Origin of the sequence: Ectopseudomonas composti, assembly GCF_900115475.1 — a bacterium.
Classification (GTDB): domain Bacteria; phylum Pseudomonadota; class Gammaproteobacteria; order Pseudomonadales; family Pseudomonadaceae; genus Aquipseudomonas; species Aquipseudomonas composti.
The window spans coordinates 74,567-94,936 of sequence record NZ_FOWP01000015.1; the positions used below are offsets into that span (position 1 = coordinate 74,567).

Annotated in this window: 19 protein-coding genes and 2 tRNA genes; 8 read left to right on the plus strand and 13 right to left on the minus strand. The window is 63.4% G+C overall.

Annotated elements, in window-relative coordinates; translation table 11 throughout:
* Nucleotides 1-17 precede the first annotated feature (17 nt).
* Together BM059_RS21760 and BM059_RS21765 are read left to right on the plus strand one after the other, a co-directional pair.
* Nucleotides 18-1,478 (plus strand): sodium-dependent transporter, encoded by a 1,461-nt coding sequence (locus tag BM059_RS21760; protein WP_074941318.1) that lies wholly within the window; start codon nucleotides 18-20, stop codon nucleotides 1,476-1,478.
* Between the two features lie 292 nt (nucleotides 1,479-1,770).
* Nucleotides 1,771-3,720: a methyl-accepting chemotaxis protein gene (locus BM059_RS21765; protein ID WP_074941319.1), complete on the plus strand. Its 1,950-nt coding sequence runs from the start codon at nucleotides 1,771-1,773 to the stop codon at nucleotides 3,718-3,720.
* A gap of 96 nt (nucleotides 3,721-3,816) precedes the next feature.
* Here the strand turns inward: BM059_RS21765 and BM059_RS21770 are convergent, their stop codons facing one another.
* Nucleotides 3,817-4,227 carry a VOC family protein gene (locus tag BM059_RS21770; RefSeq protein WP_037005581.1) on the minus strand — a complete coding sequence of 137 codons (411 nt, stop codon included), beginning with the start codon at nucleotides 4,225-4,227 and terminating at the stop codon, nucleotides 3,817-3,819.
* A 61-nt stretch (nucleotides 4,228-4,288) separates the two neighbouring features.
* Between BM059_RS21770 and BM059_RS21775 the strand changes: the two genes are divergently transcribed.
* The gene (locus tag BM059_RS21775) at nucleotides 4,289-4,591 is read left to right on the plus strand and encodes a putative quinol monooxygenase (RefSeq protein WP_037005580.1); all 303 of its coding nucleotides are present in this window, start codon (nucleotides 4,289-4,291) and stop codon (nucleotides 4,589-4,591) included.
* 42 nt (nucleotides 4,592-4,633) lie between these two features.
* Here the strand turns inward: BM059_RS21775 and BM059_RS21780 are convergent, their stop codons facing one another.
* From BM059_RS21780 to BM059_RS21815, 8 genes are all read right to left on the minus strand, one after another.
* Nucleotides 4,634-5,407: an SDR family oxidoreductase gene (locus tag BM059_RS21780; protein WP_074941320.1), complete on the minus strand. Its 774-nt coding sequence runs from the start codon at nucleotides 5,405-5,407 to the stop codon at nucleotides 4,634-4,636.
* A gap of 182 nt (nucleotides 5,408-5,589) precedes the next feature.
* Nucleotides 5,590-6,291 carry a tRNA (N6-threonylcarbamoyladenosine(37)-N6)-methyltransferase TrmO gene (tsaA, locus tag BM059_RS21785; RefSeq protein ID WP_074941321.1) on the minus strand — a complete coding sequence of 234 codons (702 nt, stop codon included), beginning with the start codon at nucleotides 6,289-6,291 and terminating at the stop codon, nucleotides 5,590-5,592.
* Between the two features lie 9 nt (nucleotides 6,292-6,300).
* Entirely contained in the window at nucleotides 6,301-6,507 is a 207-nt protein-coding gene (locus BM059_RS21790; protein WP_037005577.1) for a hypothetical protein, read from the minus strand.
* A gap of 152 nt (nucleotides 6,508-6,659) precedes the next feature.
* Nucleotides 6,660-7,370 carry an rRNA pseudouridine synthase gene (locus BM059_RS21795; RefSeq protein WP_074941322.1) on the minus strand — a complete coding sequence of 237 codons (711 nt, stop codon included), beginning with the start codon at nucleotides 7,368-7,370 and terminating at the stop codon, nucleotides 6,660-6,662.
* 102 nt (nucleotides 7,371-7,472) lie between these two features.
* Nucleotides 7,473-8,795 (minus strand): 30S ribosomal protein S12 methylthiotransferase RimO, encoded by a 1,323-nt coding sequence (rimO, locus tag BM059_RS21800; RefSeq protein ID WP_074941323.1) that lies wholly within the window; start codon nucleotides 8,793-8,795, stop codon nucleotides 7,473-7,475.
* A 97-nt stretch (nucleotides 8,796-8,892) separates the two neighbouring features.
* Entirely contained in the window at nucleotides 8,893-9,441 is a 549-nt protein-coding gene (locus tag BM059_RS21805) for a cytochrome b (protein WP_074941366.1), read from the minus strand.
* A 135-nt stretch (nucleotides 9,442-9,576) separates the two neighbouring features.
* Nucleotides 9,577-9,653, minus strand: a tRNA-Met gene (locus BM059_RS21810).
* A 115-nt stretch (nucleotides 9,654-9,768) separates the two neighbouring features.
* Nucleotides 9,769-9,845, minus strand: a tRNA-Met gene (locus BM059_RS21815).
* 136 nt (nucleotides 9,846-9,981) lie between these two features.
* Here BM059_RS21815 and dinB point away from each other — a divergent pair.
* On the plus strand, nucleotides 9,982-11,034 hold the full coding sequence (gene dinB / locus BM059_RS21820; RefSeq protein WP_074941324.1) for a DNA polymerase IV: 1,053 nt from the start codon (nucleotides 9,982-9,984) through the stop codon (nucleotides 11,032-11,034).
* Between the two features lie 87 nt (nucleotides 11,035-11,121).
* Here the strand turns inward: dinB and BM059_RS21825 are convergent, their stop codons facing one another.
* Genes BM059_RS21825 through BM059_RS21840 form a run of 4 tightly spaced genes read right to left on the minus strand, consistent with a single transcriptional unit; the run spans nucleotide 11,122 to nucleotide 15,739 of the window.
* The gene (locus BM059_RS21825; RefSeq protein WP_074941325.1) at nucleotides 11,122-11,520 is read right to left on the minus strand and encodes an META domain-containing protein; all 399 of its coding nucleotides are present in this window, start codon (nucleotides 11,518-11,520) and stop codon (nucleotides 11,122-11,124) included.
* A gap of 4 nt (nucleotides 11,521-11,524) precedes the next feature.
* Entirely contained in the window at nucleotides 11,525-11,956 is a 432-nt protein-coding gene (locus BM059_RS21830) for a hypothetical protein (protein WP_074941326.1), read from the minus strand.
* Nucleotides 11,957-11,983: 27 nt separating this feature from the next.
* The gene (locus BM059_RS21835) at nucleotides 11,984-12,979 is read right to left on the minus strand and encodes a 2-hydroxyacid dehydrogenase (protein WP_074941327.1); all 996 of its coding nucleotides are present in this window, start codon (nucleotides 12,977-12,979) and stop codon (nucleotides 11,984-11,986) included.
* A gap of 9 nt (nucleotides 12,980-12,988) precedes the next feature.
* Entirely contained in the window at nucleotides 12,989-15,739 is a 2,751-nt protein-coding gene (locus tag BM059_RS21840; RefSeq protein WP_074941328.1) for a response regulator, read from the minus strand.
* Between the two features lie 120 nt (nucleotides 15,740-15,859).
* On the opposite strand from BM059_RS21840, the gene BM059_RS21845 reads away from it, so the two are divergent.
* The 4 genes from BM059_RS21845 to rlmD all read left to right on the plus strand — a co-directional run bounded on the left by BM059_RS21845 (nucleotide 15,860) and on the right by rlmD (nucleotide 20,266).
* A complete protein-coding gene (locus BM059_RS21845; RefSeq protein ID WP_074941329.1) occupies nucleotides 15,860-16,570 on the plus strand; it encodes a response regulator transcription factor in 711 nt (236 codons plus the stop codon).
* Nucleotides 16,567-17,904 carry a HAMP domain-containing sensor histidine kinase gene (locus tag BM059_RS21850; RefSeq protein WP_074941330.1) on the plus strand — a complete coding sequence of 446 codons (1,338 nt, stop codon included), beginning with the start codon at nucleotides 16,567-16,569 and terminating at the stop codon, nucleotides 17,902-17,904. The genes BM059_RS21845 and BM059_RS21850 overlap by 4 nt, the downstream gene beginning before the upstream one ends.
* Nucleotides 17,905-18,002: 98 nt before the next feature.
* Nucleotides 18,003-18,908 (plus strand): cysteine synthase CysM, encoded by a 906-nt coding sequence (gene cysM, locus BM059_RS21855; RefSeq protein WP_074941331.1) that lies wholly within the window; start codon nucleotides 18,003-18,005, stop codon nucleotides 18,906-18,908.
* Nucleotides 18,908-20,266 (plus strand): 23S rRNA (uracil(1939)-C(5))-methyltransferase RlmD, encoded by a 1,359-nt coding sequence (gene rlmD / locus BM059_RS21860; RefSeq protein ID WP_074941332.1) that lies wholly within the window; start codon nucleotides 18,908-18,910, stop codon nucleotides 20,264-20,266. The genes cysM and rlmD overlap by 1 nt, the downstream gene beginning before the upstream one ends.
* Nucleotides 20,267-20,370: the final 104 nt, after the last annotated feature.

Here is a 20,370-nt window from a genome sequence, read left to right on the forward strand (position 1 = left end):
AAACAAACAGGTGACGCATGACCCGTGAAAAACCGAAGAACCTCTGGCTCTCGCGCTGGGGTTTCATCCTCGCTGCAACCGGCTCGGCCGTCGGCCTGGGCAATATCTGGAAATTCCCCTACATCACCGGCGAGTACGGCGGCGGCGCCTTCGTGCTGATGTACTTGGCGTGCATCCTGGCCATCGGCATTCCGGTGATGATGACTGAGATCGCCATTGGTCGCCGTGGTCGTGGCAGCCCCATCGACGCCATCGGCCGCGTGGTACGCGAGAGCGGCGGCAATCCGCTGTGGAAGGCGGTCGGCGGCATGGCCATGCTCGCCGGTTTCATGATCCTGTGCTTCTACGTGGTCGTCGCGGGCTGGGCCTTCGCCTACACGTGGAAGATGCTCGACGGCTCGCTGGCGGCCACCAGCGTCGAGGCGCTGGGTGGCGTGTTCGAGGCGCACAACGCCAACCCCTGGCAACTGGGCGGCTGGAGCGTGCTGGTGGCGCTGCTGACGTTGTGGATCGTGGCCAAGGGCGTGCAGCAGGGCATCGAAAATGCGGTGCGCTGGATGATGCCGGGCCTGGCCCTGATGCTGGTGGCGCTGGTCGGCTATGCGTTCACCAGCGGCAGCTTCAGCGCCGGTTTCGGTTTTCTGTTCCACTTCGATGCCTCGAAGATCACCGGTGAGGCGCTGCTGGCGGCATTGGGGCACGCCTTCTTTACCCTCAGCCTGGCCTCGGGTGCCATCCTCACCTACGGCTCCTACATCCCGGATGGCCAGTCCATCGCCCGCACCACCTTCGTCGTCGCCCTCTGCGACACCTGCGTGGCGCTGTTGGCCGGCCTGGCGATCTTCCCAATCATCTTCGCCAACGGCATGAGCCCGAGCGCCGGACCAGGGCTGATCTTCATGAGCCTGCCGCTGGCCTTCCAGCAGATGCCATTCGGCACCGCTTTCGGCGTCTTGTTCTTCGCCATGGTGTCGATTGCCGCGCTGACCTCGGCGATCTCCATGATCGAGGCCACCGTGGCCTACCTGAACGAGAAACATGGCATCAGCCGCCTGCATGCGGCCATGGGGGCCGGCGCGGCGCTGCTGGTGATCAGCCTGCTGGCGATGCTGTCGTTCAACCTGCTGGCGGGCTGGACACCGCTGGGCAAGAACCTCTTCGACTGGCTGGATTACCTCACATCGCGCTGGATGATGCCGCTCGGTGGCATCTTCATGGTGGTGCTGGCGGGCTATGCGCTGCGCGGCGAGATCATGCGTGATGAACTGGGTCTGCCGCCTGCGGGCTACGCGCTGTGGCTGTTCATGGTGCGTTACGTCAGCCCGGTGCTGATCATGGTGGTATTCCTGCATGCCCTGGGTTGGCTGATGTTCGACCCTGTCGTGCAGTGGTACTGGATCGCCAGTGCTATTGGTCTGCTGGCCGTGGCCGGCGAAATCCTGCGACCCAGAGTGATGCCGGCGCTCGTTGGGCGCTGATCGCGGCTCGATTCGAGAGGCGCAGCTTCGTCAGAGGCTGCGCCTTTTTTATTGATACCGATGCGGTAGGCGGGATTTCGCCATTAAGTCGGCGCCAATAAGCGGATCATTGCCGGTTCGGATGATTTCATTGGCTACGCTGAGCAACATGGCTTGGCGAATTGCCAGCACTCAAGCGGTGGCACTCTCCTGCCGATAAACCGGACTCGACATGGCATAGCAGTTGCGTAGTCAGTCGACCAGGTCGCGCCACGATGCGCGGCTGTATAAGAAGAAACTGGAGTCGCCCCTTATGTTCAAGCCTGCCGCACGCTTTTTCGCCAACCTTGCCGTGGGCAAGAAACTCTTCATCGGTTTCGGCCTGGTGCTGTTGCTCACCGCTGCCATGACCGGTAGTGGATACCTGGCCGTTCAGGCGGTGCTGCATGGGCATGAGCAGGTGGGGGAATTGGCGCAGGTGAACCAGGAGATCCTTCAGGCGCGTCGCCTGGAGCGCAATTTCGCCATCGAGCAGACCCCGGAAAGCGCTGCGCGTGTGCGCGACAGTCTGCTTCAGGTGCAGAACATGCTGGAGCACCTGGGCAAGGATGCGGCCGAAAACACGCGGGTGCAGACCATGCAGCAGGCCACCGCCGAGTACCTGAAGCAGTTCGACAACTATGTCGAGCAGCAAGGCAAGGCTCGTGAGGCTCGTCAGGACATGCGCACCGCTGCCGGTGAAACCCGTGATCAGTTCGAGGTGATCGAGCTGGATATGTACGACGCGGTGCGTGAACTGCGCCTGCAGGGCGACCGCCTGCGAGGCAGCGACCCGCTGACCCTGGCGGAAACCGCATCCGGCCTGAGCAAGCGCATGCTCGACCTGCGTGGCCAGGAAAGCCTGTACATCATCGATAGCTCGCCCGAAGCGCTGGAGGAGTGGGAGTACATCAGCGAAGACCTGCAAACCGTCGCTCGCAGCCTGACCGTCTGGCTCAACGATGATCAGAAGGCAGCCATCGAAACCGCGTTGCAAGCGCTGACCCTGTACCAGCGCTCCTTCCTCTACTACCAGCAACTGCGCGAGCAGAACCAGGCCACCGAGAAGGCCATGATCGAGCGCGCGCGCTCGGTCGTCGATCTGGCTGAGTCGGCCCAGGCCAGTGCCGAAACCCAGATGCTCGCCGATACCCAGCGTGCGCTGGTGATGCTCGGCATCATGGGGTTGGCTGCCGTGGTGCTGGGCCTGTGCGCGTCGCTGGTGATCACCCGCCTGATCGTCGCGCCGCTGCGTCAGACCGTGACCTTCGCCCAGCGCATTGCCGCGGGCGATCTCAGCCAGGACATCCCGCAGGAGCGCCGCGACGAAGTCGGGCAACTGCTCGCTGCGATGCAGGACATGACCGTCAGCCTGCGCAATCTGGTCAGCCGCATTGGTGGTGGCGTCGGACAGATCGCTGCGGCGGCCGAGCAGCTGTCCGCGATCACCGCGCAAACCAGCGCCGGTGTGCAGACGCAGAAACTGGAAACCGAACAGACCGCCACCGCCATGCACCAGATGGCCGCTACCGTGCAGGAAGTGGCACAGAACGCCGAGCAGGCTTCGCTGGCTGCGCGTGATGCCGATCTGGAGGCGCAGCAGGGCAATCGCGTGGTGCAGCAAGCAGTTGATCAGATCGACAGCCTGGCCAGCGAAGTGGAGCAATCGGCCAAGGCCATTGCCGATCTGAACCAGGAAAGCGCGCGTATCGGCAGTGTGCTGGAGGTGATTCGCAACGTTGCCGAGCAGACCAACCTGCTGGCACTCAACGCGGCCATCGAAGCGGCGCGCGCCGGTGAGCAGGGCCGTGGTTTTGCCGTGGTCGCCGACGAGGTGCGAGCGTTGGCCAAGCGCGCTCAGGAGAGCACCGAGGAGATCGAGAGCCTGATCGCCGGCCTGCAGCGCATGGCCAAAGGCGCCGTGCAGCAGATGGACAGCAGCCGCGACCTGACCCGTCGCACCGTCGAGTTGGCCGGTGAAGCCGGCGATGCGCTGGGCCGTATCACCCAGGCGGTGAGTACCATCGAGCAGATGAACCAGCAGATCGCCGCTGCCGCCGAGGAGCAGAGCGCGGTGGCCGAAGCGATCAACGAAAGCGTCACCCGCGTGCGCGACATCGGTGAGCAGAGCGCTACCGCCAGTGAGCAGACCGCCGCGTCCAGCGCCGAGCTGGCTCGCCTGGGCGTGGAACTGCAGGGCCTGGTGCGGCAGTTCCGTACCTGAGCCTGGTCGATGCAGAACGTAGGGTGCGCTGTGCGCACCAGCACCTACTGAGCATTTTAGTGCAAGCGCTCTTCACGGCACCCTGCAGGTTCAGGCTCAGGCCGGGCTGAAACGCTGGCCCGATATTGCCGGATGGTAGAGCGGCTGGATCTTGTTGCCGGCCGGGTCCAGCAGGTGAAAGCTGCGTGCGCCGTCGCCATGGTCGAAGGGACGATCCAGCAATGTCACCCCGCTAGCCTTGAGGTATTGGTACCAGGCATCCAGCTCCTTGACGCTGTCGACGATGAAACCGTAGTGATCGACCAGTGGTACGCCGTGGCTCTCGGCATAGGCGCGGCCGAGCGAGAGGTTGTCATTGCCGCAAGTAAGGTAGACCAGGTCTTCGTTGGCGCGGTGTAGCAGCTGCATGCCCAGCACATCCACATAAAAGCGTTCGCACGCTTCCAGATTGGGTACCAGCAGAGCCAGGTGGCGCAGGCCGTTGAGGCGAGATGGGCGTTCGAGCATCTTTTCAAACTCCGTTATGTATACAATTATTTTTCAAATATAAAACATAATGGAGGTTGTCGTGTACGTACTATTACTCAGAACCCAACTCAAACCGGGTAGTTTCGAGGCGTTTATGGACGCCATGCAGGTCAACGCCGCCGCTTCGGTGCGCGACGAACCGGGCTGTCTGACCTTCGACGTGATGCGTGACCGCAGCGACGCCGATCTGGTCTGGCTGTACGAGGTGTACGTCGACGAGGCGGCCTTCGAGGCGCACACGCAAACCGCGCATTTCCTCGCCAGCCGGCCGCTGGTGGAGCCGCTGATCGAGCGTCAGGACGCCATCGAAGCTGACATGCTGGCGCTCAATCCGTCGCGTTGAAGGCCCACCTCCCGCAGGGTGGGCCAAGCACAGCGCTGCAGTTCAGCCCAGGTGAAAGCCGCCGTCGATGGGGATGATGGCGCCTGTCATATAGGCGCCGGCGCTGCCAGCCAGGCTCAGGGCCAAGGCGGCCATTTCTGCTTCACGGCCCCAGCGTTTCATCGGAATCACTGCCGTATCGGCGGCCAGCGCGGCTTCGTCCTCAGCGATGAAACGGGTCATCTTGCTCGGGAAGCGCCCTGGGGCGATCACGTTGACGTTGATGTGTTCGCCGACCAGCTCCTTGGCCAACATGCGCGACAGTTGATGCAGCGCCGCCTTGCTTGGCCCGTAGGCATAGGCTTGTTCACCCATGGCGCTGATGCCAGCCACCGAACCGATATTGATCACCCGCGCCGGGTAGTCCGTCGAGCCGGCCTTGCGCAGCAGCGGCAGCAACTGCTGGATACAGCCGAACACCGAGGTGACGTTGAGCTGCATGACCTTTTCCCAGCCCTTGGCCGGGTAGCTCTCCAGCGGTGCGCCCCAGGTGGTACCGGCGTTGTTGACCAGAATGTCCAGGCGCTCGATACGCTCGCCCAGCTCGCGCGCCAGCGCCTGCACGCCTTCCTCGCTGGCCAGGTTGGCGGCGATACCGCTGCACTGGCCCAGTGCCGAGAGTTCAGCGGCGGTCTGCGCACAGGCTTCGCCATCGCGCGCGCAGACATAGACGTGGGCGCCGGCTTCGACGAAGGCCTTGGCGATCATCAGGCCGATGCCGCGGGTGCCGCCAGTAACCAGAGCAGTGCGCCCGGCAAGGGAAAAGTAGGGATGCATGGAAAGGCCTCGCGAGATGGTGAGGGCTTCACCCTAGGGCCTGGCAGCGGGGAATGCAGGCATCATTGTCGGCCGAAATGACGCCTCATGCGTTTTCTCTGGTCACGGCTGCAGCCCCGCGGAATCAGCGCCCTGTGAGGGCTTTGCTCATGCAGAGGCTCTCGCGCTTTGTGGGAGGGGCTTTAGTCGCGACTCGCCATCTGCACATCCAGCACCCGGATGCGCCCCAGCTCGGGGTAGTGCCAGTGAACGTCCAGATCCCAGAACCGCGCGCCATAGCGTCGTTCCGGCTCCGGCTGTTGATAGGCCGGACGTGGGTCCTGCGCCAGGCACTGTTCGATCAGCTCCACCAGCGGCTCGCTCAGGCGTTGCGCGTGCTGGTGCGCAGACGACAATGCATCGCCATGCCAATCCACCGGGATCAGCCGTGGCGCGGCATCGGCCATGGTGTTATGCGCATCGCTGACGCAATCGGCATAGGGCACGTAAGGCTTGATATCCAGCACCGGCGTGCCGTCGAGTAGGTCGATGCCGGACAGGTGCAGCCGTCCCGGTTCGACCTTGTCCAGGCGCACCACCGATTGGCCGATGCCATTAGGGCGGTGGGTGGCGCGGGTGCTGAATACGCCAACCGACTGGTTACCGCCCAGGCGGGGTGGGCGCACCTTGAGGCGTGGTTTGTCTTCCAGTGTCTGGTGAAACAGAAACAGCAGCCAGACATGGCTGACCTGCTCCAGCCCCTGCACCGCCTCGCCCTGATCGAAAGGTGGCAGCAACTCCAGTATCCCGCGCGCGGCCGGCGCCAGGTGCGGCTGGCGGGGGATGGCGAATTTTTCCTTGAAGCAGGAGCGCACGATACCGACAGGCGAAACCAGATGCTGCATGGCGTTCTCTTAGCGGCTGCGCACAGGCGCGTCGTGCGCGACCCGGCAACCGGCATCACGGAACGGGCCGGTGAAGCGAATCCAGCCGTCACCAGGGCTGACCTGGGCGCATGTCAGGTGACCGTCGACCTTGCTCTGCCAGAGAAAGAAGGGGGCTGGCGCGGCGAGGGCAGAGAGGCTCAGGGCGAGCAGGATGGTAAGAAGCAGGGGGCGCATGATGCCGATCTCCTGTGCGTGAGAAGTGAACCTAACATGGAAGCGCGAGGGCAGAGCCTCAGCGGGTAGGGCGGGTGCAACCCGCCGGGTGGGCTATGGCGCGTTGCACCCGCCCTACGGCATTTGCAGGCCAAGCCTACTACAGCTCTGCTTCAGAATCGTTCCTTCTCGCCCAGATAGCGCCACTGCCCGGAAGGCAGCTTGGCCATGGGTACGCCGCCGATGCGGATGCGCTTCATGCTCAGCACTTTCAGGCCCAGCGCCGTGCAGAGCTGCCGCAGCAGATCAGGGGCCGGATTCTTCAGGGCGAAGCGTAGGCGCTGTTCGCTCTGCCAGCTGGCTTTGCAGGGCGGGAATTGCGTGCCCTTGTGCAGCCAGCCCTTCTTCAAGCGTTCCAGTGCGCTGGCGGCTACCTCGCCGGCAACCTCGACCAGGTATTCCTGTTCCAGCTTGGCAGCGTCCTCGCGCAGCTTGCGTTGTGTGCGCCAGTCCTGGCTGAGCACTATCAGGCCGCTGGCACCGGTCTGCAGCGGCAGGCTCTGCTCCTGGCGCAGGAAGTGGCCATGTAGGATGCGCTGGGCGTGCGGGTCTTCTTCCCAGTGTCGTTCACGCACCAGCAGGTGCTGCAACTGTGCGGCGTTACAGCCAGTCGCACCATGCACCAACAGGGTGACCGGCTCTACCGCTGCAAGCGTGGCATCTGGATGTAGCTCGACACGCTGGCCCTCGACTTTGAATTGCGGCGCCTCGACCACCTGGCCGTCCACCGTCACCCAGCCGCCGGTGATGTACAGATCGGCCTCGCGGCGCGAGCAGCCGAACAGTTCGATGACGCGTTTGGACAGGCGGGTGGATTCGCTCATGACGGCGCTCGACAAAAAGAAGGTCATTGTACCGGCAAGAAGCTGTGGTGCCGGGAAAGAAAAAGCCCCGCATGCTGCGGGGCTTTTCAGGGCGCAGGTTGGTCAGACCAACTCGCCCCACATGTCGTACTCGTCGGCATCAACGATGCGCACGCGCACCTTGTCGCCCGGTTTGACGTTGGGGGAGTCGATGAACACGCTTCCGTCGATCTCCGGGGCATCGGCCCAGGAGCGAGCTACGGCGCCTTCGCCGTCCACTTCGTCGATCAGCACGTCCATCTCCAGGCCGATCTTGGCCTGCAGGCGCGCAGAGCTGATCGCCTGCTGGTGCGCCATGAAGCGCTCCCAACGCTCCTGCTTTACGTCGTCAGGTACTACGTCCAGGCCCAGGTCGTTGGCGGGTGCGCCTTCGACCGGGGAGTACTGGAAGCAGCCGACGCGGTCGAGCTGGGCTTCGGTCAGCCAGTCCAGCAGATACTGGAAGTCTTCCTCGGTCTCGCCAGGGAAGCCGACGATGAAGGTGGAGCGAATGGTCAGCTCAGGGCAGATCTCACGCCACTTCTTGATGCGCGCCAGGGTCTTGTCTTCGAAGGCCGGGCGCTTCATCGACTTGAGCACTTTCGGGCTGGCGTGCTGGAACGGGATGTCCAGGTAGGGCAGCAGTTTGCCGGCAGCCATCAGCGGGATAACGTCATCGACGTTGGGGTAGGGGTAGACGTAGTGCAGGCGCACCCACACGCCCATCGACGACAGCGCTTCGCACAGTTCGAGCATGCGCGTCTTCACTGGCTGGCCGTTCCAGAAGTCCAGCTTGTACTTCATATCGACGCCGTAGGCGCTGGTGTCCTGACTGATCACCAGCAGCTCTTTCACGCCAGCCTTGACCAGGCGCTCGGCTTCGCTGAGCACATCGCCCACCGGACGGCTGACCAGTTTGCCGCGCATGGACGGGATGATGCAGAAGCTGCAGGTATGGTTGCAGCCTTCGGAAATCTTCAGGTAGGCGTAGTGACGCGGAGTGAGCTTGATGCCCTGCGGCGGCACCAGGTCGATCAGCGGGTTGTGCTCGGTCTTCGGTGGGATGACTTCGTGTACGGCGTTGACCACCTGCTCATATTGCTGCGGGCCGGTGACGGCCAGCACGCTCGGGTGTACGTCGCGAATGCTGTCTTCGGCCACACCCATGCAGCCGGTGACGATCACCTTGCCGTTCTCCGCCAGCGCCTCGCCGATGGCGTCCAGCGACTCGGCCTTGGCGCTGTCGATGAAGCCACAGGTATTGACCACCACCACGTCGGCATCCTGGTAGGTCGGTACGATCTCGTAGCCTTCCATGCGCAGTTGGGTCAGGATGCGTTCGGAGTCGACGGTTGCTTTCGGGCATCCGAGCGAGACGAAGCCGACTTTCGGGGTGGCGGTGGACATGCGGGCTAACCTCTAACGGGCGCCTCGTGGGCGCCTCTGATCAAAAAGTGCGCAATTCTAGCGGCGGTTCGGGCACTTGACCAGAGGCGTCGTCACCTCAATTGCGCCCCGGCAGCATGCGAGTGAGGGTGTTATCGCGCGCTACGTAATGGTGGTACAGGCCGGCGACCGCGTGCAGGCCGATCAGCCAGTAACCGGCGGTACCGGCTAGCTCGTGCAGTTCCTTGATCTGCCCGGCCAGTTCCTTGTCCGGGCCGATCAGTGTCGGCAGCTCCAGACCAAAGAAGGGGATGGGCTTATCGGCGGCGCTGAGGATCAGCCAGCCGGCCAGCGGTGCGCCGATCATCAGGGCGTACAGGGCCAGGTGCATCAGCTTGGCGAGCAGGTTCTGCCAGCTTGGTGGCGCAGGTTCGATGGCCGGGGTTGGGCTGAGGGTGCGAGCCAGCAGGCGCAGCCAGACCAGTGCGAAGACGCTCAGGCCGAGCATGAAGTGCCACTGCTTGAGCAGCTCGCGGGTATCGCTACCTTTGGGGAAATTGCCCTTGAGTTCGATGCAGGCGTAGACGGCGGCGATCAGAATCAGCATCAGCCAGTGCAGGCCGATGGACAGACTCCCATAGCGTGGTGGGGTGTTCTTCCAGTTCATACAGGCTTCCTCGGTAATGTCCTGCATCTGTGGCAGGTGTCTCCAGCATAGGCCCGCTTGGCTTATGTGAAGCTGAGGAAGATCAATACTCGGAAACGAAAAAGGCCACTCGTTTGAGTGGCCTTTATCTGAAGGTGGTTGCGGGAGCAGGATTTGAACCTACGACCTTCGGGTTATGAGCCCGACGAGCTACCAGACTGCTCCATCCCGCGGCGGCCATTCTACTCAGGGAGAGAGTGTTGTCAATCGGTTTATTGCTTTTAATCGAAAATACTAATCGACCGGGCAAACAAAAAGGCCACTCATTTGAGTGGCCTTTTCGGAAGGTGGTTGCGGGAGCAGGATTTGAACCTACGACCTTCGGGTTATGAGCCCGACGAGCTACCAGACTGCTCCATCCCGCGGCAGTCATTCTACCGGCAGAGAGCCTTACGTCAACTACTATCTTCAAAAAACTGTTTTCAACTCAGATGGTTAGCCTCAAACAGCTGTTAGACTTCAGCGGGTTCGACCTGACCTGGCAAGGCTTTCGAGGGTGTTGTGCGCAAGATAATTCACGTCGACTGCGACTGCTTTTACGCCGCCATCGAGATGCGTGACGACCCGAGCCTGGCCAATCGTCCGTTGGCAGTGGGTGGTTCGGCCGAGCGGCGTGGGGTGATCGCCACCTGCAACTACGAGGCACGTGCCTATGGCGTGCGCTCGGCGATGTCGTCGCGGCATGCGCTGAAATTGTGCCCGGACCTGTTGATCGTCAAGCCGCGCTTTGAGGTGTACCGCTCGGTCTCCCGTGAGATTCACGGCATCTTTCGCCAGTTCACCGACCTGATCGAGCCGCTGTCGCTGGACGAAGCGTATCTCGATGTCAGCGAATCGGCGCATTTCTCCGGCAGCGCCACGCGCATTGCTCAGGAAATTCGCCGCCGTGTGGCGCAGGAACTGCACATCACCGTGTCGGCCGGGGTGGCGCCGAACAAGTTCTTGGCCAAGATCGCCAGCGACTGGCGCAAGCCCAACGGGCTGTTCGTCATCACCCCGGATCAGGTCGACGATTTCGTCGCAGAGTTGCCAGTGAACAAGTTGCATGGCGTCGGCAAGGTCACGGCCGACAAGCTGACGCGCCTGGGCATTCGCACCTGTCTGGATCTGCGTGAATGGAACAAGCTGACGCTGGTGCGTGAGTTCGGCAGTTTTGGCGAGCGCCTGTGGCGTTTGGCGCATGGCATCGACGAGCGCGCCGTGCAGGTGGACAGCCGGCGGCAGTCGTTGAGTGTCGAGAATACCTACGATCAGGATCTGCCTGACCTGGACAGCTGCCTGGAGAAATTGCCAGCGCTGCTTGAGGAGATGAATGTCCGCCTGCTGCGTCTGGATTCGAGCTATCGACCGGACAAACCCTTTGTCAAGGTCAAGTTCCATGACTTTACCCAGACCACGTTGGAGCAGGCCGGCGCCAGTCTTGACCTGGAAAGCTATCGACTGTTGCTGAGCAACGCCTTTGCTCGCGGCGGCAAGCCGGTACGGCTGCTTGGGGTGGGTGTCAGGTTGCATGATCTGCGCGGGCGGCAGACGCAACTGGAGCTGTTCGCGTAGTTGCCGTTGTGGGAGGGTTTTTAGCCGCGATTATCGGTCCAAATGTCGCCGCTGAAGCGCCTCCCGCAGAGTACCCGCGGGGCTCGATCACTCCGCCCAGAGGCGAATCGGCTTGCCGCTGGCCGGCCACAGTTGTAGCTGGCCGATGTCGTTGAAGTCCCAGCGTTTCACTTCGCTCAAGGCTGCGAGAAAGCGCTGCTCCTGCTCCATCAGCGCTGGCGCGCACATCTTGCGGGTGCTGCCTGGGGCTTCGAAGCCAACCGCGTCACCTTTAAGCCTGTAGCCGGCGAACCAGTGGTTGCAGCCAGCGTGCCCGTGAGCGCGGCCATCGGCGGCAAAGGTGACGGTCAGGTGGCTGCGGTCGATCAGCGGGCGTTCGCCGATCCATTCCACACGGTAGCTGCGTTCGGTTTCCAGCTGCGGGGCATCGCTGGCGCACCCCGCCAGCGTTGCGGCGAGCAGGGCGAGGGGCAGGGAGCGGTACATGGTGTCAGGCCTCCTGGCAGGTGCGGCAAAGGTGGCGACCGGCATCGTTGCGCCAGCCAAGCTCGGCGATACGGGCTTCGGCAGCTGGCGCATGCGCGGCCTTGCCGAGGGCGGCATCGACGGCGAATTCGAAGTCCAGTTGCTTGCCGCAACCGTCGCAGTTCACCTGCCAGTTGTGAATGGCCAGTTCCTTGAACTGCGGGCCCTTGCACACGGCCAGCCATTGGCCGGGCGGGTTGATCAGATGACGAACCTTCTCCACGTCGAGGCGCATGTGCAGGTCACGACTGCCCTTGAGGGTGACCAGCAGCGTGTCATTGGCCTGGATCGAGCCACCGTTGCCGGTGACCTGGTAACGGCCCGGCGCCAGGGCGCGGCATTCGGTAAGGGTGTGTTGCGGGTTGAGCAGGGAATAACGGAAATCGTGTTCGGCCATGGGTCCTCCAGATCAGCCGGCATGCTATCACGCGCCGGCTTTGACCTCATTGCTGGGCCGGCCGGTGAGCCAGGCCGAGATGTTGTCCAGGGTGGTGCGGGCGATGGCATCGAGCGCTTCGTGGGTGAGAAAGGCTTGATGCGCAGTAATGATGACGTTGGGGAAGCTCAGTAGACGGGCCAAGGTATCGTCCTGCAGCGGCAGGTCGGAGTGATCCTCGAAGAACAGTTCCGACTCCTCCTCGTAGACGTCCAGGCCCAGGTAGCCGAGCTGGCCGCTTTTCAGTGCCTTGATCAGCGCCGGCGCGTCGACCAGCGCGCCGCGCCCGGTGTTGATCAACATGGCGCCGCGTTTCATCTGGGCCAGGCGTGCGGCATCTATGAGGTGATAGCTATCGTCGGTCAGCGGGCAGTGCAGGCTGAGGATGTCGCTGCTGGCGATCACTTCTTCGAGTGCTGCCTGGCGTGCGTCCAGGGGCTCGAGCCCAACCAGCGGGAACGGGTCGTGGATCAGCACCTGGCAGCCGAAACCATACATGATGCGAGCGAAGACCTGGCCGATCTTGCCACCGCCGACCACGCCGACGGTCTTGCCATGCAGATCGAAGCCGGTCAGGCCGTGCAGGGAAAAATCACCCTCGCGGGTGCGATTGAATGCGCGGTGGGTGCGGCGGTTGAGTGCCATGACCAGGGCCACCGCGTGTTCAGCTACCGCGTGCGGTGAATAAGCCGGCACTCGCACCACCGGCAGGTCCAGGCGCTGCGCTGCTGCCAGGTCGACATGGTTGTAGCCGGCCGAGCGCAAGGCGATCAGGCGTGTGCCGCCGGCAACCAGTTGCTCCAGCACCGGGGCCGACAGGTCGTCATTGATGAAGGCGCAGACCACGTCGCTGCCCATGGCCAACGCCACGCTGTCGGTGGTCAGGCGTGTTTCGTGGAACTGCAGATACCAGTCTGACGGACAGTTGGCCGCGAGGAATGACTCGCGGTCGTAGACTTTGCTGCTGAACAGGCAGATACGCATGACGGTTCCTCAGGCATGTTGTGCCGCAGCTTCGGTCAAGCGCGCGATTGCGTCATCCAGCTCGTCCAGGGCGCGCTGCGCTTCGGGATCGTCCTGTTTGAGCAGCGTTTCGCTGCGTTGACAGGCAATGCGCAGTTGCGGCACGCCGCAGTAGCGAGTGGCGCCGTGCAGGCGATGAACCCGCTCGATCAGTGTGGTGCGTTCGCCGGCATCGCGCGCCTGGCGGATGGCCTGACGGTCGCCGGGCAGACCGACCAGCAGCATGCTCAGCATGTCGGCGGCCAGATCGGCCTTGCCCGCCGCCAGGCGTAGCCCTTCCTCGGCGTCGAGCACCTTGGGTTGCGATTGTGGTGGTGCAGGCGGGGCGACCTTGTGAGTCGGCTGGTTGCGCAGGTTCAGGCCAGTCCACTTGAGTACGACCTGGGCCAGTTGACGTTCGTTGATCGGTTTGGTCAGGTAGTCATCCATGCCGCTCTGCAGCAGGGCGCGCTTCTCGTTGGCCAGGGCATGGGCAGTGAGGGCGATGATTGGCGTGGCACTGCGGCCCTGTTCGCTCTCCCACTGACGGATCGCTTCGGTAGCTTCACGGCCATCCATGCCGGGCATCTGCACGTCCATGAACACCAGGTCGAAGCTGCCTTGCTGAACCGCTTTTATCGCCGCATAGCCGCTGTCGACGGCCGTGACCTGAGCGCCCAGGTCGTCGAGCAGGGTCTGAACCAGTAGCAGGTTGGCCGGGTTGTCATCGACGCAGAGGATCTGCGGTCGGCGGGTCTCACTGATCACCAGTGGCTCGCTGACCGCGCGTTGCGGGCTGACCAGCTCTACCAGCGCCTTGTGCAGCTTGCGCGTGCACGGGGGTTTGGCCTGCAACTGGGTGTAGGCGTCGGGCAGCGATTCATGAAACAGGCCCAGTTCGGTGGTCGGGCAAAGCACCAGCGCTTTGCAGCCGAGCCGGTCGAGATCCCGGATGCGTTGGCCGAGCGCGTCAGGTGGTAGCTGGCTGGCGGTGATGCCGAGCACTGCCAGGCTCAGCGGTTGTTCGCGAGTGTACTGGTTGCTCACTGCGTCGAAGAGTTGTCCGGGATCGGAGAAACTCTCTACTTCCAGGCCGCAGTCCTCGAGCTGGTGGGCCAGTGCCTGACGGGCCAGCTCGTGACTTTCCAGCACCGCGACGCGACGTCCCTGCAGGGCGGTACGCGGCAGGTCCTCGGCGTCGTCGCGGGCCTTGGGCAGGGTCAGGGTCACCCAGAACTCCGAGCCTTCACCCGGTGTACTGTCGACGCCGATCTCGCCACCCATCTGCTCGATCAGACGCTTGGATATCACCAGGCCGAGGCCAGTGCCGCCGGCCTGGCGGTTGAGTGAGTTGTCGGCCTGGCTGAAGGCCTGGAACAGCGCACGCAGATCGTCATCCGACAGGCCGATGCCGGTGTCCATCACGCTGATACGCAACTGCGCGCTGTCGGCACTCTCATCCTCGACCATGGCACGCATGACGATGGTGCCTTCGCGGGTGAACTTGATTGCATTGCTGACCAGGTTGGTCAGTACCTGTTTCAGACGCAGCGGGTCGCCACGCAAGGCCAGTGGCGTGTCGCGGTAGATAAGGCTGACCAGCTCCAGCTCTTTTTCGTGGGCCGCGGGGGCGAGGATGGTCAGGGTGTCCTGCAGCAGGTCGCGCAGGTTGAACGGGATGGACTCGAGCACAAGCTTGCCGGCCTCGATCTTGGAGAAGTCGAGCACCTCGTTGATGATGCCGAGCAGGCTATCGGCGGATTTCTCGATGGTCGACAGGTAGTCCTGCTGGCGTGGGCTGAGCTCGCTCTTCTGCAGCAGGTTGGTGAAGCCGAGAATGCCGTTGAGCGGGGTGCGGATCTCGTGGCTCATGTTGGCCAGGAACTCGGACTTGATGCGGCTGGCCTCCAGCGCCTCCTTGCGCGCGAAGTCCAGCTCGATGTTCTGGATCTCGATGGTCTCCAGGTTCTGGCGCACGTCTTCGGTAGCCTGCTCGATACTGTGCTGCAATTCTTCCTGGGCGTTCTGCAGCGCCTCGGCCATGCGGTTGATGCCGGAGGCCAGCTCGTCCAGCTCAAAGCTGCCCAGCGGTGGTAGGCGTGTTTCCAGGTGGCCATCCTTGAGCTGGGCGACTCCGGCCTTGATCGCACGCAGCGGACCGTTGATGCTGCGGCTCATGCGCAGGGCGAGCAGGGCGGTGACGGCAAGGCCGCCAGCGATCAGCAGCAGGCTGGCGAACAGGCTGCGGTAGCCGCTGAGCAGCGTGCCTTGATGCGAGAGCTCCAGCTCGACCCAGCCGAGCAGCTCCAGTTGGCGATCCTCGCCGAGGGCGTCGCTGAGTACCAGGTGCTGGTCGTAGACCGGCATGAGAAAGCGCGTGGCATCCTGGCCACTGAGCAGGCTGACGCCCGGCTGGCCGCTGGGGTAGGGGTTAAGCATGCTGGGTCCGGCATGCGCCAGGGAGGCGCGCTCCGGGGCAAGAAAACCCACCGCACGTACGTCAGGGTGCTCCAGCGCCTGTTGAGCGATGCGCTCGAGTTTTTTCACGTCTTTCTGTTCCAGCGCCGGAGCTGCCAGGGGCGCCAGATGTTCGACCAGCATTTCACCGCGCTGCAGCAATTGAGTCTGCAAGCCCGATAGCTGCACCCAGGTGAAATAACCGCCCAGTACCAAGGCCAGCAGGCTGGTGGGCAGCAGGGTGAGCAGCAGTACGCGCCCTTTGATGCTGAGATCCTTGAACACGACCTTCCTCCTTCGGAACATCTGGGCAGTGTAGCGATTCGACGCCACAGAATCTGTAGGTGAGAGATTGTTGTTTAGTAGATAGAATTGTTCGCATTCAATATCTCTCGGTTTACCGCCATGATGACCCGCACGCCCACCCCGGCCCGCATCCTTGCTGTCGAGGATGACCCTTTGCTCGCCAGCCACGTGCAATCGCACCTGATCAGTTGCGGGTTCGATGTGACCCTGAGTCACGATGGCAGCGAAGGCTTGCAGTTAGCGGAAAGAGACGACTTCGATCTGGTGCTGATGGATATCCTCCTGCCCGGTACCAATGGCCTGGAGGCGCTGCAACGTCTGCGCCAGCGCCGCAGTGTGCCGGTGCTGCTGATGTCGGCTCTGGGGGATGAGCAGAATCGCATTGCCGGTTTCAGCCAGGGTGCCGACGATTACCTGCCTAAGCCTTTCAGCCTCGGCGAGCTGAGCGTGCGGGTCGAGGCGATTCTGCGTCGGGTCGCCTACGAGCGTCGCGAGCAGCAGCCTAGTGTCGCCGAGGATGGTTTGCAGCTCGATGAAGGGCGCAGCGATGTCGCCCTCTCTGGCACCTGGGTTGGCCTGACCCCCAGCGAGTACCGCGTGCTGGAGTTGCTCTGGCGGCACCGCGACGAGGCGTTGAGCAAGCCCTTCCTTTATCAGCAGGCGCTACGCCGCGCCTATTCCCAGCATGACCGCAGCCTGGACATGCACGTCAGCCACATCCGGCGCAAATTGCTGGCGGTCGGCTACGAGGCTGCACGTGTCGATACCGTATGGGGCAAGGGCTATGTCCTGACGCAGGCCGGGGCATGAGCCTGCCGGGACGCCATTCGCTGCTCTGGCGGCTGGCCGGCGCCCTGGCGCTGTTCTGTCTGCTGCTGGTCAGCCTGCACGTGGATGTGGGGCGTACGCTGCTCGAGGCGACGTCCTATCTGCCCGAGTCGACCAAGCAGATTCTCAGGGCCGATGCACAGGAAGCTGAAGCAGCGTGGCGAGAGCGGGGTGCGCCTGGTGTCGATGCTTTTTTGCAGCGATTGCGTGAGCGTGAGCGGGTCTGGGCCGTGGTGGTCGATGAGCACAAACATTCGCTGGCCTCGCGGCAGTTGACCAACGAAGAGGCGCAGCGCCTGGATTTTGTGCGCAAGCTGGATTTCCCTGTGGGCCGACCTGGTAGTACGCCGACCTTCTACGTGCCCTTCGGTGATACAGGGGCGCGGCTGGTCATGCAGTTGCCGCAGCGCTTGAACCCGCGCAAGTACAACGAACTATGGGAGTTGCTGTTGCAGCGGGTGCTGCCGGCGGTCCTGGCCGTGGCGGTGGCTCTGCTGATTTACCGACTGCTGATTGCCCCTCTGGCGTTACTGCGGCGTCAGGCTGCCGCACTGAGTGCGGGTGATCTGTCCGCCAGACTTGGCTCGCCGGTCACCCAGCGCAAGGATGAGCTGGGCGAGCTGGCGCGCAGTTTCGACCACATGGCCGAGCGCCTGCAGGGTACGGTCGCTTTTCAGCGCCAGTTGTTGCGCGACTTGTCCCATGAACTGCGTACGCCACTGAGCCGCTTGCGTGTGGCCGGGGAAAGCGAGCGCGATAGCGATGCTCTGCGCCAGCGCCTGGTACGTGAAGTCGAGGCGATGGAGAAGCTGGTCGGCGATGCCCTGGAGTTGGTCTGGTTGGATACGGAGCGGCCGCAACTGCCCAGCGAAGAGGTGGATATCGTCAGGTTGTGGGATGTGCTGCGCGAGAACGCAGGCTTCGAAACCGGCTGGCCGCCCACGCGCATGCCCTGTGATCTAGCCTCTGGTTGTCTGGTGCGCGGCAACCTCAACGGCCTGGCGCAGGCGTTGGAAAACATCTTGCGTAATGCCATCCGGCATTCGCCGGACGGCGGCGTGGTTCGCCTTGCTGGCCAGCAGGAAGGCGATCATTGGTTGTTGTGGATCGAAGACCAGGGCCCTGGTGTGGCAGAGAGTGAGCTGGAGACCATCTTCCGTCCCTTCACCCGTCTCAGCGCCGCCAGGCCGGGCGGCGACGGCTTCGGTCTGGGCCTGGCCATCGCCCGCAGCATGGTCGAGACGCAAGGCGGGCGCGTCTGGGCCGAGAACGGCAGTCATGGTTTGCACGTATATATGTACTTGCCGGCTGCTTGATCGCGCCGAGCAGCCTCCTGTTACGTTCGCTGGGTGATGCGGCGGCAGGTTCGGCGTATCATGACGCCCCTTCGCGTCAGTCTGGATTCGAGCGACCCATGACCCTGCAATTCCCCACTATTGCCGACTGCATCGGTAATACCCCTCTGGTACGTCTGCAACGCCTGTGCGGTGAAACCAGCAACACGCTGCTGGTCAAGCTGGAAGGCAACAACCCGGCCGGTTCGGTCAAGGATCGTCCGGCCTTGTCGATGATCAATCGCGCCGAGTTGCGTGGTGCTATCCAGCCCGGCGATACCCTGATCGAAGCCACCAGCGGCAATACCGGCATTGCCCTGGCCATGGCCGCCGCGATCAAGGGTTACAAGATGATCCTGATCATGCCCGACAACTCCACCGCCGAGCGCAAGTGGGCGATGACCGCCTATGGCGCCGAGCTGATCCTGGTCAGCAAGGAAGAGGGCATGGAAGGCGCACGGGACCTGGCCGAGCGGCTGCAGACCGAGGGGCGTGGCAAGGTGCTCGACCAGTTCGCCAACGGCGATAACCCCGAGGCGCACTACAGCGGTACCGGCCCTGAGATCTGGCGCCAGACCAGCGGCACCATCACCCATTTCATCAGCTCGATGGGCACCACCGGCACCATCATGGGTACCTCGCGCTACCTCAAGGAGCAGAACCCGGCGATCCAGATCGTCGGCCTGCAGCCGCAGGAAGGCTCGGCCATTCCCGGTATCCGCCGCTGGCCACAGGAATACCTGCCGAAGATCTATCAGGCCGAACGAGTCGATCAGGTCATGGACATGGGCCAGGCAGAGGCCGAACACGTCATGCGCCGTCTGGCACGGGAAGAGGGCATCTTCTGCGGTGTTTCTTCCGGCGGCTCGGTGGCCGGCATGCTGCGCCTGTCGCAGCAGCTGGAAAACGCGGTGCTGGTGGCGATCATCTGCGACCGTGGCGACCGCTATCTGTCCACCGGCGTTTACGAAGAACCGGCGCACTGATGGCCAGACGCAGCTCCAACCTGCGCTTTCAGCCCAGCGGCGGCAGTCGCGCGGTGCAGGTTCCGGTCGGCAAGAAGCAGAAGCTCGCCATCGAGCGTCTGGCCGGTGACGGTCGTGGCATCGCCTTCGAAGGCGGGCGTACCTGGTTCGTCAGTGGTGCACTGGCGGGCGAGCAGGTCGAGGCGCGGGTGCTCAGCGCGCGCAGTCAGACCATCGAGGCGCGCGCCGAAAAGATCGTCGTTGCCAGCAGCGAGCGTCGTGAGGCGCCCTGCGTACACGCCGAGCGCTGCGGTGGCTGCAACCTGCAGCACATGCCTCATGCCGATCAACTCGCCCTGAAACAGCGCACGCTGACCGAGCAACTGTCACGTCTGGGCGGCGTGCAGCCGGATGAGTGGGCTGCGCCGCTGGTCGGCGCGGAGTTCGGCTACCGCCGCCGCGCGCGCATCGCCGTGCGCTGGGACGCCAAGGCGCGTCAGCTGCATGTCGGTTTCCGCGCCGAAGCCAGCCAGGACATCGTCGCCATCGACGCCTGCCTGGTGCTGGTACAGCCCTTGCAGCCCATTTTCAAGGCGTTGCCGGCGCTCTTGCGCAGCCTGGAGAAACCGCAGGCAGTTGGGCACGTGGAATTGTTCAGTGGCACGGCTCAAGCGCTGCTGCTGCGCCATACCAGCGCCTTGACCGAGGCTGATCTGAGTCGCTTGCGCACGTTTTGCAGCGAGCATCGCGCGCAGTTGTGGCTGCAGGGCGAGGGGCTACCGCAGCCTGACGACCAGGCCGCCGAGCTGGGTTTCCTGTTGCAGCGCTGGCAACTGCAGTTGGCTTACCGGCCGGGTGACTTCGTGCAGGTCAATGGTCTGGTCAACGAGGCGATGGTCGCTCAGGCGCTAGACTGGTTGGCAGTGCAACCTGGCGAACGGGTGCTGGATCTGTTCTGCGGCTTGGGCAATTTCGCCCTGCCGCTGGCCCGTCAGGCGGCTGAAGTGGTGGCTGTGGAGGGCGTCGAGGCGATGGTGCAGCGCGCCGCTGACAACGCGCAAAACAATGGCTTGGGCAATGCGCACTTTTATCGTGCCGACCTGTCCAAGCCGCTGGCCAATGAGGGCTGGGCGCGCGGCGGTTTTACCGCGGTGCTGCTCGACCCGCCGCGCGATGGGGCGTTGCAGGCGGTACGTGGGATGACGGAGTTGGGCGCACGGCGTCTGGTTTACGTCTCCTGTAACCCGACCACGCTGGCGCGTGATGCCGCCGAGTTGGCGCAGCAGGGCTATCGCCTGCGCCGCGCCGGGATTCTCGACATGTTCGCGCAAACCGCGCATGTCGAGGCCATGGCTCTATTCGAGAAACCCGAGCCCTAGGGCTCGGGCCAAAGCGGTACGTTCGGTACCGCAGGGGTGTGCAGGACGCGCATCCTTTCAGTTAATCCGACCGGCTCAGAGAAGGCCGGCGACTGCTCGGTGCG

Excerpts from the sequence above, each read along its gene's own strand:
- BM059_RS21760 (WP_074941318.1), top strand. The coding sequence starts at position 18 with ATGACCCGTGAAAAACCGAAGAACCTCTGGCTCTCGCGCTGGGGTTTC.
- BM059_RS21765 (WP_074941319.1), top strand. The coding sequence starts at position 1,771 with ATGTTCAAGCCTGCCGCACGCTTTTTCGCCAACCTTGCCGTGGGCAAG.
- BM059_RS21770 (WP_037005581.1), bottom strand. The coding sequence starts at position 4,227 with ATGCTCGAACGCCCATCTCGCCTCAACGGCCTGCGCCACCTGGCTCTG.
- BM059_RS21780 (WP_074941320.1), bottom strand. The coding sequence starts at position 5,407 with ATGCATCCCTACTTTTCCCTTGCCGGGCGCACTGCTCTGGTTACTGGC.
- tsaA (WP_074941321.1), bottom strand. The coding sequence starts at position 6,291 with ATGCAGCATCTGGTTTCGCCTGTCGGTATCGTGCGCTCCTGCTTCAAG.
- BM059_RS21790 (WP_037005577.1), bottom strand. The coding sequence starts at position 6,507 with ATGCGCCCCCTGCTTCTTACCATCCTGCTCGCCCTGAGCCTCTCTGCC.
- BM059_RS21795 (WP_074941322.1), bottom strand. The coding sequence starts at position 7,370 with ATGAGCGAATCCACCCGCCTGTCCAAACGCGTCATCGAACTGTTCGGC.
- rimO (WP_074941323.1), bottom strand. The coding sequence starts at position 8,795 with ATGTCCACCGCCACCCCGAAAGTCGGCTTCGTCTCGCTCGGATGCCCG.
- BM059_RS21805 (WP_074941366.1), bottom strand. The coding sequence starts at position 9,441 with ATGAACTGGAAGAACACCCCACCACGCTATGGGAGTCTGTCCATCGGC.
- BM059_RS21825 (WP_074941325.1), bottom strand. The coding sequence starts at position 11,520 with ATGTACCGCTCCCTGCCCCTCGCCCTGCTCGCCGCAACGCTGGCGGGG.
- BM059_RS21830 (WP_074941326.1), bottom strand. The coding sequence starts at position 11,956 with ATGGCCGAACACGATTTCCGTTATTCCCTGCTCAACCCGCAACACACC.
- BM059_RS21835 (WP_074941327.1), bottom strand. The coding sequence starts at position 12,979 with ATGCGTATCTGCCTGTTCAGCAGCAAAGTCTACGACCGCGAGTCATTC.
- BM059_RS21845 (WP_074941329.1), top strand. The coding sequence starts at position 15,860 with ATGATGACCCGCACGCCCACCCCGGCCCGCATCCTTGCTGTCGAGGAT.
- BM059_RS21850 (WP_074941330.1), top strand. The coding sequence starts at position 16,567 with ATGAGCCTGCCGGGACGCCATTCGCTGCTCTGGCGGCTGGCCGGCGCC.
- cysM (WP_074941331.1), top strand. The coding sequence starts at position 18,003 with ATGACCCTGCAATTCCCCACTATTGCCGACTGCATCGGTAATACCCCT.
- rlmD (WP_074941332.1), top strand. The coding sequence starts at position 18,908 with ATGGCCAGACGCAGCTCCAACCTGCGCTTTCAGCCCAGCGGCGGCAGT.